14 protein-coding genes and 1 pseudogene are annotated in these 13,702 nt (G+C 36.0%); 7 read left to right on the top strand and 8 right to left on the bottom strand.

The annotated features are described in order from the left end of the window. Positions 1 to 31: 31 nt before the first annotated feature. On the bottom strand, positions 32 to 865 hold the full coding sequence (locus IGJ50_RS03025) for a DUF72 domain-containing protein (RefSeq protein WP_207121075.1): 834 nt from the start codon (positions 863 to 865) through the stop codon (positions 32 to 34). Between the two features lie 146 nt (positions 866 to 1,011). Further along, on the bottom strand, positions 1,012 to 1,752 hold the full coding sequence (locus IGJ50_RS03020) for an acyl-ACP thioesterase domain-containing protein (protein WP_069639029.1): 741 nt from the start codon (positions 1,750 to 1,752) through the stop codon (positions 1,012 to 1,014). 150 nt (positions 1,753 to 1,902) lie between these two features. Here IGJ50_RS03020 and IGJ50_RS03015 point away from each other — a divergent pair, with 150 nt between their 5' ends. After that, positions 1,903 to 2,703, top strand: a complete 801-nt coding sequence (locus IGJ50_RS03015) for a MurR/RpiR family transcriptional regulator (protein WP_429948852.1) — start codon at positions 1,903 to 1,905, stop codon at positions 2,701 to 2,703. 53 nt (positions 2,704 to 2,756) lie between these two features. Here IGJ50_RS03015 and IGJ50_RS03010 read toward each other — a convergent pair whose 3' ends face one another. After that, complete coding sequence (locus tag IGJ50_RS03010) at positions 2,757 to 4,205, bottom strand: 6-phospho-beta-glucosidase (RefSeq protein WP_429948850.1); 1,449 nt, start codon at positions 4,203 to 4,205, stop codon at positions 2,757 to 2,759. Then, positions 4,165 to 5,520, bottom strand: coding sequence for a PTS sugar transporter subunit IIC (locus IGJ50_RS03005; protein WP_429948848.1), 1,356 nt, complete (start codon positions 5,518 to 5,520; stop codon positions 4,165 to 4,167). Before IGJ50_RS03005 ends, IGJ50_RS03010 begins: the two co-directional genes overlap by 41 nt. Before the next feature lie 437 nt (positions 5,521 to 5,957). Here IGJ50_RS03005 and IGJ50_RS03000 point away from each other — a divergent pair, with 437 nt between their 5' ends. From IGJ50_RS03000 to IGJ50_RS02990, 3 genes and pseudogenes are all read left to right on the top strand, one after another. Then, positions 5,958 to 6,803 (top strand): helix-turn-helix domain-containing protein, encoded by an 846-nt coding sequence (locus IGJ50_RS03000; protein WP_069639027.1) that lies wholly within the window; start codon positions 5,958 to 5,960, stop codon positions 6,801 to 6,803. Between the two features lie 167 nt (positions 6,804 to 6,970). Further along, entirely contained in the window at positions 6,971 to 7,555 is a 585-nt protein-coding gene (locus IGJ50_RS02995) for a lytic polysaccharide monooxygenase (RefSeq protein WP_429948845.1), read from the top strand. A gap of 30 nt (positions 7,556 to 7,585) precedes the next feature. Next, positions 7,586 to 7,690, top strand: a pseudogene (locus IGJ50_RS02990) (chitinase); the annotation flags it as partial. Positions 7,691 to 7,792: 102 nt separating this feature from the next. Here the strand turns inward: IGJ50_RS02990 and IGJ50_RS02985 are convergent. From IGJ50_RS02985 to IGJ50_RS02975, 3 genes are all read right to left on the bottom strand, one after another. Further along, positions 7,793 to 8,107: a DMT family transporter gene (locus tag IGJ50_RS02985; RefSeq protein WP_069639026.1), complete on the bottom strand. Its 315-nt coding sequence runs from the start codon at positions 8,105 to 8,107 to the stop codon at positions 7,793 to 7,795. Beyond that, positions 8,104 to 8,439: a DMT family transporter gene (locus IGJ50_RS02980; protein ID WP_069639025.1), complete on the bottom strand. Its 336-nt coding sequence runs from the start codon at positions 8,437 to 8,439 to the stop codon at positions 8,104 to 8,106. The genes IGJ50_RS02985 and IGJ50_RS02980 overlap by 4 nt, the downstream gene beginning before the upstream one ends. 667 nt (positions 8,440 to 9,106) lie before the next feature. Continuing rightward, a complete protein-coding gene (locus IGJ50_RS02975) occupies positions 9,107 to 10,435 on the bottom strand; it encodes an aminopeptidase C (RefSeq protein ID WP_429948844.1) in 1,329 nt (442 codons plus the stop codon). A 143-nt stretch (positions 10,436 to 10,578) separates the two neighbouring features. Here IGJ50_RS02975 and IGJ50_RS02970 point away from each other — a divergent pair, with 143 nt between their 5' ends. From IGJ50_RS02970 to IGJ50_RS02960, 3 genes are all read left to right on the top strand, one after another. Next, a complete protein-coding gene (locus IGJ50_RS02970) occupies positions 10,579 to 10,953 on the top strand; it encodes a GntR family transcriptional regulator (RefSeq protein ID WP_069639023.1) in 375 nt (124 codons plus the stop codon). Positions 10,954 to 10,967: 14 nt separating this feature from the next. After that, positions 10,968 to 12,350, top strand: coding sequence for a PH domain-containing protein (locus IGJ50_RS02965; RefSeq protein WP_207121069.1), 1,383 nt, complete (start codon positions 10,968 to 10,970; stop codon positions 12,348 to 12,350). Positions 12,351 to 12,534: 184 nt separating this feature from the next. After that, entirely contained in the window at positions 12,535 to 13,014 is a 480-nt protein-coding gene (locus IGJ50_RS02960) for a GNAT family N-acetyltransferase (RefSeq protein WP_069639021.1), read from the top strand. Positions 13,015 to 13,078: 64 nt separating this feature from the next. Here IGJ50_RS02960 and IGJ50_RS02955 read toward each other — a convergent pair whose 3' ends face one another. Beyond that, positions 13,079 to 13,702, bottom strand: a complete 624-nt coding sequence (locus IGJ50_RS02955; RefSeq protein ID WP_207121068.1) for an AAA family ATPase — start codon at positions 13,700 to 13,702, stop codon at positions 13,079 to 13,081.

Here is a 13,702-nt window from a genome sequence, read left to right as displayed (position 1 = left end):
GTATCCCTTTCTCTATGCAACTTTTTTATGATTAAAACAAGCCCATTTGTTTAGGGTTTAACTGCTCGTATTCTAGGCCTAGAGCTGCTTTCATTTCTAATAGATTCCCTGCTGCATCTCCACCAGAATTATTGTTGAAGATCACCCCGACTTCTTTAGTTTCCCGAGCTATTTTTCCGACGGCTTCACTCAACTCTGCGATTTCTTCTGCGTTATAGCGATAGAGTGTCCGTTTTTTGCGCCAATCTTTATCATTTGCCATCCAACCAGCTGCATTGCGCCCGTGAAAACGAAACAATGCAAATTGATCATTTGTCGCATAAGGAAAAAATGGGACCGGATTAGTTGGAATTTGCGGTTCATCTACAACTACTAGTGAAAAATCATTCTTTTTCATAAATGATAGGGTTTGTTTGATATATTTAGCGGAATACCACGAACCATTCCGTAATTCTATAGCAACTGGAAATCCTGCAAACCAGTGACGAATCTTTTCCAAATATTGGACATTCTCTTTTGTACAACTGAATGTTGCAGAAAATTGAATCAAAAACGCATACAGTTTGCCACTTTCGTACATAGGCGCCATACTTGTCAAAAAGGCCTCAACCATCTCTTCTTCGCTTTGGTAATACTGCTGCCACTCGCCTTGACAGCTGATACCACTATATACTTTCATGACAAAACGAAAATTATTAGGAACTGATTTTGTCCATTCTCTAACAGAATCTTGTTTTGGGATTCCATAATAAGCAGTATCCATCTCAACTAAGGGTAAATATCCTGCATATTCATATAATGTAGAACGTTTTTTCCCAGTTAGCTTATCATGTTCATTAAAAGAAGTTAACCCTAAACGAATCATAATCTCTTTCGTCCTTTCTCTTCCTATTAAAGCAATATTATGTACATATAGTTAAAACAGTCATGCTATGCTTTTATTCTATACCAAAAAAGACTAAGACAAAACAAAAAGTTGTCTTAGTCAAAAAAATAATTTAACCCCATCGTTTATTGACTTTTTTTCCAGTTCATATTCGCTTCACAATAGGTTTGACCAGCGATTTTAATTTCGTGTCGGGTTGCTTTACCGTTTTCAGTATCCAACATTTCATAGTGGCTTTCTACTACTTGACCGTATTCCACTTCCTTATCAAATTTTACATTGATAAATGTTGGTTCATGTGAACTTAAAAAATCGTAGCCTAAAACATCTAGTAACCAATTAAAATAAATGGCATTGTTTACGTGTTGGTTGCCATCAATATCAAAATAACGGACACGATAAGGTAAAAACTCACCGTTTTCAACTTTTTCGATTTTTTCGCCGCGATAAATTTTCTTGATTTTTTCACTTTCGTACGGTTCTATGATTTCGGGTAGCACACTGCTCATTTTGCGATTTTCTTTATCCATCAAGACAAACGTCGACTTGATCAAGACGCATTCGTTTCCTAGCTCGTCATGAATCCAAAAGTTTCGATAACAGAAATACTTATTATAAGCGATCGCTTGAGTCGTAATCGCAAGCTTTTCACCAACTATAGGTAGGCGTGTGATGTGAATCTCATAATTGGTAATGACCCAGCCGAGACCAAACGAAGCGACAAAATCTGCCCCTCGATCTAAGGCATCGCTTTGCTCTTCGGAAGTTTTGATCACAACAGCCAACATTGACGGAATCGTCATTTTTCTTGTAATATCGCCATCATAATAAGCTACTTCATATGGAGTTGTAAATTTTTTTGCCACTGGATCTCCTCCTTTTTGTTGTCTAACTAGTTAAATTATAACATAAGATATCTGACACATAACAAGAATATTGTATGAAAGGATGTTTGTCCCAACCTCCTTCATTTTTCTGTTATACTTTACATAATCATAGTTATTTGGGAGGAGTTCATGGAAAAAACAAGTATTGTGGGGAAACTTCAGGATCTCGTTATTTCCACAACTGAAGGAAATATAAATACGACTATTGCTCGCGTATTACTCAAAAAAGTTGGCCATGATGCACCTGATATTACCATTGAGTCTTTAGCAGATGAGTGTTTTACCTCGACTGCTAGCATCAGCAGATTTTCGAAAAAAATAGGGTACTCAAAATTTTCTGATATGAAACAAGCATTTATCGAGTATCAATCGGACACGGCAAAATTTATCAATAAAAATAATTTTGAGTTGACGATTGGTGAAGCCGATAGTGAGCGTTCGCTTAGTCATTATATCCAAAAAATAGCTCATTCTTTTTTATCATTAGAAGAAAATCTTGATTTAACGCAGATCGATGCCTTATGTCGGCGAATCCATGATACTGAAGATGTTTATTTTTTTGGTACGCACAGTTCCGGCTTATTATTAGAACAATTTCAATATCAATTATTTTCATGCGGAAAATACGTTACATACTTTAACGGGCGGATGAATCAACGAAAAGCCTTCCAACAGATCACCAAAAATAGTTTAGTGATTATTCTTTCTACGGATGGTAATTACTTTTTAAAATTCAGCGATCTTTTATTTGACTTATCTTCAAAGGACAATTACACAGTCCTCATCACACAGAATATTCAGATGAGAATCGCAAATATTTTTGATGAAGTCCTTTATTTGGGACAAAGCTCTATTAAAAAGGCTGCTCCTTATCAAGCCCAATTATTGATTGATATTCTTTATTCTCGTTACTACCACCTTTATTCATAATGATGATTGTTTACTATAAATGACGTAGCTTTTCGTGGGTCATCACGGCCTGTTTATACATCTGCTCCATTGGTCGCAATGACTTTTTGATACCATGAAAAGCTATCTTTTTTATAACGTTTACGGCTACCTTTGCCTTCATTATCTAAATCGACATAAATGAAGCCGTAACGTTTTTTCATTTCACCAGTTCCGGCACTAATCAAATCTATACAGCCCCAAGTGGTATAACCTATTAATTCAACACCATCTTTTACAGCCTCAGCCATTTGTTTGATATGCTGACTAAAGTAATCGATGCGGTAGTGATCATGGATCTGTCCTTCAACAACTTTATCTTCTGCACCTAACCCATTTTCAACAACAAATAGTGGTAGTTGGTAACGTTGATAAATTTCATTGATAGTAATCCGAAAGCCTAATGGGTCGATTTGTCTGCCCCAGCCTGCATCCTTTAAATAGGGATTGCGGACACTTGCCATTGCATTTCCTTCGATAAGATTCTTTCGCAATTCACTATCACTAGTCTCTAAACGACTGGTATAATAACTAAATGCCACAAAATCAACCGTATGTTTAGCTAACAAATCAGCATCTTCTTTTGAAATCGACAGTTGAATGTCGTGCTCTTCAAAGTAACGTTGCGCAAAGTAAGGATAGGTCCCATTGACTTGAACATCAATAAAAAAATACTGTTCTCTCGTACGCTCAATCGCTGCTTGAACATCTTTAGGATTGCACGTATATGAATACACACTCCCTGCTGCCAACATACAGCCTATTTGCATGTTGGGATCAATCTCTTTTGCTACTTTGGTTGCTTCCGCTGATGCAAGTAGCTGATGATGTGCTGCTTGAAAAATGTGATTTTGTCTCTCGCCTTTTTCAGTATCGATCAAGCCGCCTGCTAAAAAGGGATTGCGTAAAATCATGTTGATTTCGTTGAACGTTATCCAATAGTTTACTTTCCCTTGATATCGTTTAAAAATTGTCTCGCAGTATCTTTTATAAAACCCAACTAATTGTTTGCTTTGCCAACCGCCATACTCTGTTGCTAAATAGAGCGGTGTATCAAAATGATTGATCGTAACAATTAGTTCAATCTTATAATTTAAACATTCATCAAAGACCGCATCATAAAATTGAAGCCCGGCTTCATTTGGCTCTAATTCATCCCCATTTGGAAAAATCCTAGGCCAACTGATTGATGTCCGCAAACACTTGATTCCAAGTTCAGCTAAAAGTTTTATATCTTCTTTATAGTGATGATAAAAATCAATGGATTGATGACTAGGATAATAATCGTACGTTTGTTCAAGTGCCTGCAAGGGATCTTTTAACCCACGTTTGCGCGGGGCGCCCACTGGTAAAATATCAATGATCGAAGGACCTTTCCCATCTTTTAAATAGGCTCCTTCTGATTGATTGGCAGCTAATGCACCACCCCATAAAAAATCCTCTTTAAATCTCTGCAATTGAATTCCCCACCTTATCTTCTTCATTTACTGTTAATTCTGTATCAAGTTGTTTTTCTTCAAGCAAGGCCTGCTTATCCGCAGCTTTAAAAAAAGGTAACCACAGAATAATTTGGACCACAATCAATATCGCTTGTACAAGTAGAATCGGCAGTCCTCCTTCTAACCAACCATAGGCCAAAGCGGGTGTTCCAAGCGGCAGCTGAATGCCTCGCAATGTTTCGATTACATGAAAAACCTGTAGTAAATAGGGAATCACAAACATCACGATAGGACCAATGATAAAAGGAATGAAAAAGACTGTGTTCAGTACCATTGGTATGCCAAAGATAACAGGTTCATTGATCCCAAAGAAAGTAGCAGGCAAAGCCATTCTTCCTAACTTTTTATAGCGGTCACTTTTCGCCGTAAAAGCCATCAGAATCGCTAATCCCAGCAAGGCGCCAGATCCGCCTAAATTAGCATAGGTTCCATAGTGTTGATATGTAATCGCATTTGGCAATTGCTCTCCTGCCTCAAAAGCCGTTAGATTTATCAAACTTAATGGAATAAAAACGGTTTGTAAAATAGGACGAATGATCATGTATCCATGGATACCGAAAAACCATAATAGCTGAGCAACAATAATTAACATGATAAATGAAAATGGGCTATTTCCTAATGTTTGTAACGGTCCACCTAAAATAGAGTAAATAAAGTTATTCGCATCTCCATATGAAGTCATTTCAAAGCCGAAACGTACGACTGAAAAAATACCTGTAAGAATAAATGCTGGTGCTATAGAAGCAAAAGATTTGGCAATGGTTGGTGGAACGCTTGCTGGCATTTTAATAATAATTCCTCGCCTAATAATGCCACAATAGATTATCGGAACAATGATCCCTATAATAAGTCCCATAAACATTCCCTTGGCACCTAAGTATTCCGTTGCCAGAGCATTTGAAATAGGGACGATCTCTCCTGTATTCAATTGATGGTCTACTCCATTGGGTAACAACAAGAAAAATAAAACAAGTGAAATCAGTGCTGAAGAGAAAGCATCTTTTTTAAAACCAAGCTTTATCGTTAAATTGTACGCTACCGCGCATACCACATAAAGAGCGATCATATCTGTCGTCACTTTTGATGTGTAGCTTAAAATAGTTGCTAAGTGGGTTACTTTTAGAAAACTTTGATACCATTCAAACTGCATACTTGAGAACAAAGTAAAAATGGCTCCTAGCATCGTAATCGGTAAAATCATTGAAAAACCATCTGAAATTGCGCTCATATACTTATTATTTTGAATGTTCATTGCGACTGGCATGAGTCGCTCATTGATTATCTTTTCAATTTTATTCATTTCCTTCTCCTTTAACCATTTTTTGTAATCGATTACAAAAAACAGCATATCATAGCACTATTGCACTTGTGAGAGCAAAATTTGTACAATTTACAGAAGCTGTTCTTTTTACAAATTTTGAAAGTGAGTGAAACTATACAGTGAGAAAAACTACATCCTATTTTTTAGATAAAATAAAAAAACTTTTCAAATTTAAAGAGTAAAATCTCTCCACTTGAAAAGCTTTCATGCTTAAGCTATTTGTCAAAAAAACACTTCTATTCACTATTTTTTTTACACTAGACGTGCCCAGTATTTCCGTAGCGGATCACTTCATCCAACAAAATTAAAAGCGCTTTCATTTTTATCCCTCCAAAAATTCAGTTGATTCTAAGTGGATAATACCATACTATTATATAAAACTAGAACAATAACGCTTAAACATAGAGGGGAAAAATATGAGAATCAAAGGAGACATCATCCGTTCAGTAAGAAAGCAAAAAAAAATGTCGCAAGTCACTTTGGCTGCTGGAATTTGTACACAGGGAACTGTTAGTAACATTGAAAATAAAAATGTCTGTGATAGTCTTGAGATCCTTGATGCAATCTGCAAAAGATTAAACCTCAGTCTGGAAAGTGTATTAGATGATAATGACGAGAAAAAACTAACGTCCCTATTAAATCATGTAGAAGAATTATGTAATACATTTAAACATAAAGAAGCTTATTCACTTTTACAAGAAAACTCGATTGACGTAACGAATTTCCAAAATAAAGAACTAAAGGTTCGCTGGTTCTATTTCATGGGGATCACTAATTTATTAGGCTACAACAATACAACCGATAGTTTGTATTATTTCTATAGAGCCGATGAGCTTGGTGATTCAAACTCTGTTTACGCGATTCTTTCAGTCAATAGTTTAGGAATCGTCTATGAAATGGTCAATGAATTAGACAAAGCGCAAGTTTACTATGAAAAATCCATCAATATGCTGAAAAAAATGACGGTTAAAATGCCGATCGAAGCCACTAAGATTTTCTTCAATACTGCGAAATTTTACTCATTGATCGAAGACTACAACACAGCTTTTGATCTAGCATGTGAAGGAATGATTTTGAATCGGACCTACCAATCCTTATATATGTTGGACCTTTTGGCGTATGAAGCCGCATTTAACGACTTTATGCGCTCCTCAGATTTGACAGCACCTGATTTTAATAGTGCGAAGGCTTTTGCCACATTCAACGACAATCAAAGCTTGTTAAGTGTGATTGCAAATGATGAAAAAAATTTGAATCGTTAAAACAATAAATGTCAGAATGAATTGAGCTCAATCCATTCTGACATTTTTATCTTTTCATCACATATATATTATTTTAAAAATAATTTCATATCATTTGAACAATACGAAACAACATGATATATTTACCAATGTAAGCGCTACAAAAAATACTTTTAGGAGGAATCACATTGAAAAATACAATGCTCAAAGCAGTCCTTGCACTTGGTTTATTAGCTGGAGGGTTATCTGTTTCATCGACTATTACACATGCTCACGGATATGTTTCATCCCCGGGAAGCCGCGCCTATTTCGGCAGCGCCCAAGGTGGAAAAGTAAATAAGAATGTTGGTCGTGCTGAGTGGGAACCTCAAAGTATTGAAGCCACTAAAAATACATTTACTCCTGGGAAATTAGCTAGTGCTGGGGTTAGCGGTTTTGAACCATTAGATACACAGACCACTGATCGGTGGGTTAAATCGGATATCGCTACAGGTCCACTTTCAATCAAGTGGACACTGACTGCTCAACATCGAACTTCGACATGGGATTACTATATGACAAAACAGGGATGGGATCCAAATCAACCATTAGCGATCAACAACTTTGACTTGATTGGGCGTGTTGATGATAAAGGAACTATTCCTGAAGCTACGGTCAATCATACCATCACAGTACCAACAGATCGTAAAGGCTATCACGTGATTTATGCAGTTTGGAATGTTTTTGATACAACAAATGCATTTTACCAAGTCCTCGATGTTAACGTAAAATAACTAGTTAAGGGCAACTGGAAGGAGCGGCAGAAAGGACTAATGACCTGGTCAGCCAACTGGGACATTGGGACAAACGTAAATGGTGTTTCTTATAATAATGAGTTTGCTACAAGATATACACAAATTGTACAGTAAAAAAGGAAGAGAGCGGCACAAAACTAAAAACAGTTTTGTTTCGCTCTCTATATCCGTATAAACGGCGAGAAAAAAGTAGACTACGCTACGATCCTCTTTTCACTAGCCAATTAGTTTTAAACCGATAACAGACCCTAAAATAACTCCAATAAAAATAATTCTACGCCAATCCTTCGATTCCCCATAAAAAAGCATTCCTAAAACTGCTCCGCCAGCTGCTCCTATCCCTGTCCAAATCGCATAAGAAACACCCATTGGTAGAGTTTTCATAGCTAAATACAGAAAAACGAAGCTTGCGCCAAACGTTAAAAATAACAGAAATAAAGACTGTTTATCTTTTTTCAAATTAAAACGATTGATCGATCCAACTCCCAGCATTTCAAAAGTTCCCGCAATAATCAAAAAGATCCAACTCATTTTTGACTCGCTCCCTTCTCACCTGTAACAAATTTCAAGCCCATCACACCAATAAGTAATATGATGATTAATAGAATTTTAGATAGTTTAAATTCTTCGCCGAAAAAAAGAATGCCTGTAACCACAGTCCCAGCTGTACCTAACCCAACAAACACCGCATACGCTGTTCCAACCGGCAGTGATTCTCCTGCTTTTATCAATGCGTAGAAGCTGATGAGAATGCAAATAACCGTTACTAAAATTTCCCACCAAGTATTACTATGCTTTATTCCAATGACCCACAGAACCTCAAAAAATGCACCAATCATTAATTTTATCCAATCCTTACTCATCTAAAAACCTCCTAAATTTAAAAGCATTGCAGACTCGTATAATCTTATGCAACTAAACGACATAAATAAAAAAAAGTGTCCATCAACAATTCCTTCTAAGGCCTAAGAATTGTTGATCTACACTTTTGCTGATAAATAGCCGGCGCTACCTATCAAAGTTAGTTGATTTAATTTTATTATTTCAATGTATTAACGTCACTTTTCATCCTACTACACAATCCATGATTTGGCAATAGTCGTTCTCTATCTAATTAATTAAATAAATTTTAACAAATAACCTGTCTTACCCATAAAAATAGTCAGAAGTGCTTTTATTTTAGATACTTCTAATTAAATGTCCAAAAACCCAAGCATTTTAGAAAAATTTCTTTCAACAATTCTTCATTAGTTTATTTTAACTTATTAAAAAAACAAATTAATCGAATAATTCTAAAAATATTTGTCTTACGATTTTGTAAATCTAATCAACATATGATACACTTAACTTATCAAAAAAAGATTCCTAGTGAATCAGTTAACGTTGATATTACTTACTTTAGGCGGTAGTAATATCAGCGTCTTTCTTTTGTCTATACAAATTATAACACACTAAAATCTTTTTGAAAATATGCGCATACTTTGGGTAACAAAAAAATCCTAGCTCGGATGAGCTAGGATTTTTTTCTATTTACGCCAAGGCACCCATTGGGTCCCAAGGTGCTAACACTGTTGGCTCTTGTTTCCAGACATTTTGCAATTCTTTCGATAATAATTCTTTCCGGACAACGATTTGATACGTATACTCATCCATCCAAGCATCGCTCATTACAAAGAAACCTTTATCACCGACTTTTTCACCCCAGCTGTTTTCAACTTTCCATTTAGTCGATGCGCCGTCGATCATATCGACACCTGTCAAGACCATTGCGTGCGTCATTAAACTTTCACCAAAATCTAGACGTTGTGCTTTCGTCATTGTAAAATCGATATCAAATAGATCATTCATATCATACGCATCTAAAGACATGATCCCACTATCTCTTGTAGAGGATTGACCAACATCGCAGCCAAACCAAACCGATTCTCCTTGTTCAAGTTGAGCAATAGCTAATTTTTTGAAAGTGGTCATATCCACATTGATGTATTTAACCTCTTTACCACCAACGACATTCCCTAACATTTCGACTGTATAGGTTTGATTATAAGGTTTGTCTGCTGTTGGAGCATTGATTATACTTACATATTCATCTAGATCTACGCCAACGTATTTGTCATAAAATGATTGGGGCGTTAAGTTTTGATCTAAATGGTATTTTTTCTCTTCGTCACGGTATTCAAAATCAAAAGTTTCAGGCGGCGTACCTAATGAAATTGCCAAAAAGTTGTAAACCTCACCCAGCATCGCTTCTTTAGCTGTTTGAATGTCTTGCACTGGTTTGCCACTAGCAATTAACTCACGCAAAATCGTTGCGTCTTTTCTTAATTTTTTGTTTAAATAATTATTCAAATCACGAGAGTTTGAGCTATTGTTGCTTTCAGGCATGGCTGTTTTAGGAACAACACCATATTTTTGGAAAAGTGATACGATCATATCCCATTGTCCACCATCTTGTTGAGGTGTCGTTAATAGGAACGCCACTTTTCTACTATCTAACGCTTGATCAGCCGTCGCAATTATATTTTCATAGAAGTAATTTGATTTTTCATATTTATCCCAGAAAAAAGTATAATTTTGAGATAGTTCAAAATCTTTTAGATTAAAGCTGTTGATCATTTTGTGTCTAAATGTATTTAAGGCTGCAAACATCCAACAGCGGCCACTTTGTTTTTGATTGGCCACTTTTCCAGTTGCAAGATCCACTGAAAAAACAGGTACATTATTGACCTCAGCACGTTGATTTTGTGCCGAAGCTGCAATACCATTTTTTACTACTCCGCGTTGTAAGGCATTTTGTTTATTATTTTTTGTAAATGTATCATGAAACTTTTCTGTAACAGTTGGTTCAATTGCTGACATATTCATTCATCCTTTCACACATCACGTTTCTTTTCTATTATATGCCTGAATTTTCATTCTCTCAAGCATTTCATAAAAATATCATTGCTTTTTTGCATCACGTGTATTATTATATGTAATACAAAGTGAAAAGAGGTGAAATGATGTTATTAGAAATAAATGCCCAAAGTCAGATCCCTATTTATCAACAGATCTGTGATCAATTGATCCTTGGGATTGCCACAAATAAGTTGCAGCCAGGCGAACTTCTGCCTTCTGTTCGACAAATGGCAGACGAAATCGGAGTGAACATGATGACTGTTTCAAAAGCCTACACTTTATTAAAAAATGATGGTTACATTTTGACTGATCGCCGAAATGGAACAAAAGTAGCTGAAAAGCAAGTCAATGAACCGTCATTTCAAAAACGGTTTTCAAAAAGATTGGAACTGTTGTTAGCTGAAGCCCAGATTCATCAGCTATCGGAAAACGCAATACAAGACGAGGTCAAACAGATTTATCAAAAATTTGAACAGTAAAAGGTGTGTTGAAAATGAATTTCTTTCTCTATTTACTACTTGTAGGTGTCAATTTTTTAATGGCTCTTTCTGGCAGAATACCTGCAAATCCGCATAAAAATGTTATTTTGGAAACAACTTTACCGAAAGATAAGCTTCAAGATGAACAAGTTCTTGCTGTTAGTAGGACTTATAAAAAAAGACTACTTCAAGGTGCTTTTATTTTTACTATTCTAGCCTTACCGATTTTAATCATTCCTTACGATTCATTGACGTTGATTTACTTTATCGTGAACGTATTCAGTTTTATTGGTGCATTTTACTATTTGGAAATCTTGTCTATTCGAAAAATGACCGCAGTGAAAGTGAAAAACAATTGGGTATTGCCCGTTCGTCCGATTTTAGTGGATACAAAACTTGTGGCAAATAAGAACCGGAAATTAATTTCTATCTGGTGGTTTTTACCCAGCCTTTTAATCGTTCTTTCGGGCTCTATTTATTCATTCGTAACACTTGGAGCAACAGGTGGGACTTGGCTTTTCTGTCTGCTTGCTGTTCTTATGATGGCGATGTTTTGGCTTTTCTATTATTTTATTGCACGTTTTCCAGTCAAGGCTGTGACAAGTGATGAAGCGATCAATCAAAAAGTCAATGATTCCATGCGCCACCATTGGTCCGTTCTAATGGCTCTTTCAGCTTTTGCTCTAAGTCCACTTGCTTTCATTTCAACGATTTCGATTGTTCTGCCTTATGAGCAAATGCTGATTGTATCCTTGATCTTTGCACTTTTGATTTTGTTTTTTGTGCTCTTTACTTTTTATTATTTGTTCTCCGCTAGAAAAAAACAAGATCAATTGATTGCACAAGCCAAGGAATATCGTTACAGTGATGAAGATCAATATTGGAAGTATGCGATTTATATTAATCCAGATGATAAAAGGATCCTTGTACCGGACCGTGTCGGCATGAATATCTCAACTAATTTAGGTAGACTTGGCGGAAAACTGACGATGGGCATACTGGCCGTTATTGTTATATTTGCTTTGATTGGTGTCAGTATCCCTATGCTGATCAGTGACTTTACTGCTAATCCCTTTCAATTAAGCACTTCTCATATTGGTATTCATTTATCTGCACCGATGACTCAAAGTAGAAAAATCGAGTGGGACGATGTTGAATCTGTGGCATTGATCGACACATTGCCTAAAGATAAAATCCGTCTCTATGGCACAGCGACAGAAAATTATTTAACAGGAGAATTTCGGGTCGATAACAAGCCTGCTTATTTATTGGTTTTAACGCATGAAAAACCAATTTTAGAAATAAGAACGAAGGATAAATTGTACTATTATACGAATAAAGACAGCCACAAAACAAAAAAATATTATCAGGATATCCAAACAATTCGTGGGAAATAGGGTGAGGGTAGGAAAAGTGACTTCGCTTTTCCTACCCTTTTTCTTTATTTTTCATCTGCCTAAGTAATCTTTTTCTATTCTTAAGAGCTTATTTTAGTAAAAACTGAATTTTTTCCAAATTATACTTTGACATATTTCTTTTATGTGATTAAACTAAGCTTAATGAATAGGAGTGAACAAACTAATGACTGGATTCAATTTGAGAAATTACCAGAAATCTGACTTAGAAACGTTACTTGCTTTATTTAACGGAACAATCCAAGCAATCAATAAAAAAGATTATACCCCCCAACAAATAGAGCAATGGGTTCAGCTAACACCTGACTATGAAAAATGGCATGCCAAACTTGACACAAACTATACCGTCGTTGCACAAAATAGAATGCAAATACTTGGCTTCGGAAGTATTTCTGATTCAGGAAAGCTTGATTACTTATACGTCGGTAAGGAATGGATCGGCTACGGTGTCGGAAAATTAATTGCGAACGATCTGATTGCTCATGCATTTAAGGCTGGCGCTAAAGAGATTACGGTCTATTCGTCGATCACAGCTAAGCCCTTTTTTGAATCACTTGGTTTTGAATCGAAAGAACAAAAAATCAATTACCGCAATGGTGTATTGCTGATGAATTACTTAATGGTTTACCGTAAAGATAACGAATAATCGGTTATTTTTACCAATAGAAAACAAAGAGACCCACCATTTTTTTGGGGAGTCTCTCTGCTTTCTATTTATTTTTTTTGCTTTGAACTTTCTTTTTTAGATAGTCGATCAACGACGTGTAATCGACCTTCTCATAATCAGTGACATCTACTTCATGAAGTTCTCCTAATTGAAATTGATCGTATTTTCTTGTTTGAGTGATTTGTTTGAAGTTTTCCTTCGTAATTAGATTGTCTGCCTGACTTCGATCCTCTAATCTGTCTGAAAAATGATAATGAGACATGAGATGGCTGAGATGGCGATCTGGTTCTAAATCTCGTCGGGCTCTTCTTTGCCATAATACTTCAAAATCAGCTACCAACCGGATCGTGATCACTTCATACGCATAAGTATCTGCCAAGTTCGCTAGTGTTTCTTTTTGTTTATCACTAAAAGGATACTCTGAAACAATCACTTGCTTGCCTGCTTCCATATAGAGCGCTAAAACACCATAGTAAAAATGCCAAACTTTTTTCTCCAGCTGCGCTTTTTCGGCAAGCGTATCAAACCCGATTGAATCTGCAAACAATTCTTTTCCTTCATCTGGTGTAATTAGAAAAAGATCAGGAATCTGTTCGCGGATTTTTTGAATGAGATAGCTTTTACCTGTTGCTGGGCTGCCTGCCAGTAGAATTAAATACTTTTTCAT

Origin of the sequence: Enterococcus sp. AZ101 (assembly GCF_050499005.1) — a bacterium.
GTDB lineage: Bacteria > Bacillota > Bacilli > Lactobacillales > Enterococcaceae > Enterococcus_L > Enterococcus_L ureilyticus.
The sequence above is the reverse complement of the archived record's forward strand: the minus strand, read 5'-3'. Positions and strand labels throughout refer to the sequence as shown.

Bases quoted from the DNA above. Each gene is read 5' to 3' on its own strand.
- IGJ50_RS03000 (WP_069639027.1), top strand. From the start codon at position 5,958: ATGAGAATCAAAGGAGACATCATCCGTTCAGTAAGAAAGCAAAAAAAA.
- IGJ50_RS02980 (WP_069639025.1), bottom strand. From the start codon at position 8,439: ATGAGTAAGGATTGGATAAAATTAATGATTGGTGCATTTTTTGAGGTT.
- IGJ50_RS03005 (WP_429948848.1), bottom strand. From the start codon at position 5,520: ATGAATAAAATTGAAAAGATAATCAATGAGCGACTCATGCCAGTCGCA.
- IGJ50_RS02975 (WP_429948844.1), bottom strand. From the start codon at position 10,435: ATGTCAGCAATTGAACCAACTGTTACAGAAAAGTTTCATGATACATTT.
- IGJ50_RS03025 (WP_207121075.1), bottom strand. From the start codon at position 865: ATGATTCGTTTAGGGTTAACTTCTTTTAATGAACATGATAAGCTAACT.
- IGJ50_RS02970 (WP_069639023.1), top strand. From the start codon at position 10,579: ATGTTATTAGAAATAAATGCCCAAAGTCAGATCCCTATTTATCAACAG.
- IGJ50_RS02960 (WP_069639021.1), top strand. From the start codon at position 12,535: ATGACTGGATTCAATTTGAGAAATTACCAGAAATCTGACTTAGAAACG.
- IGJ50_RS02955 (WP_207121068.1), bottom strand. From the start codon at position 13,702: ATGAAAAAGTATTTAATTCTACTGGCAGGCAGCCCAGCAACAGGTAAA.
- IGJ50_RS03010 (WP_429948850.1), bottom strand. From the start codon at position 4,205: ATGAAGAAGATAAGGTGGGGAATTCAATTGCAGAGATTTAAAGAGGAT.
- IGJ50_RS02985 (WP_069639026.1), bottom strand. From the start codon at position 8,107: ATGAGTTGGATCTTTTTGATTATTGCGGGAACTTTTGAAATGCTGGGA.
- IGJ50_RS03015 (WP_429948852.1), top strand. From the start codon at position 1,903: ATGGAAAAAACAAGTATTGTGGGGAAACTTCAGGATCTCGTTATTTCC.
- IGJ50_RS02965 (WP_207121069.1), top strand. From the start codon at position 10,968: ATGAATTTCTTTCTCTATTTACTACTTGTAGGTGTCAATTTTTTAATG.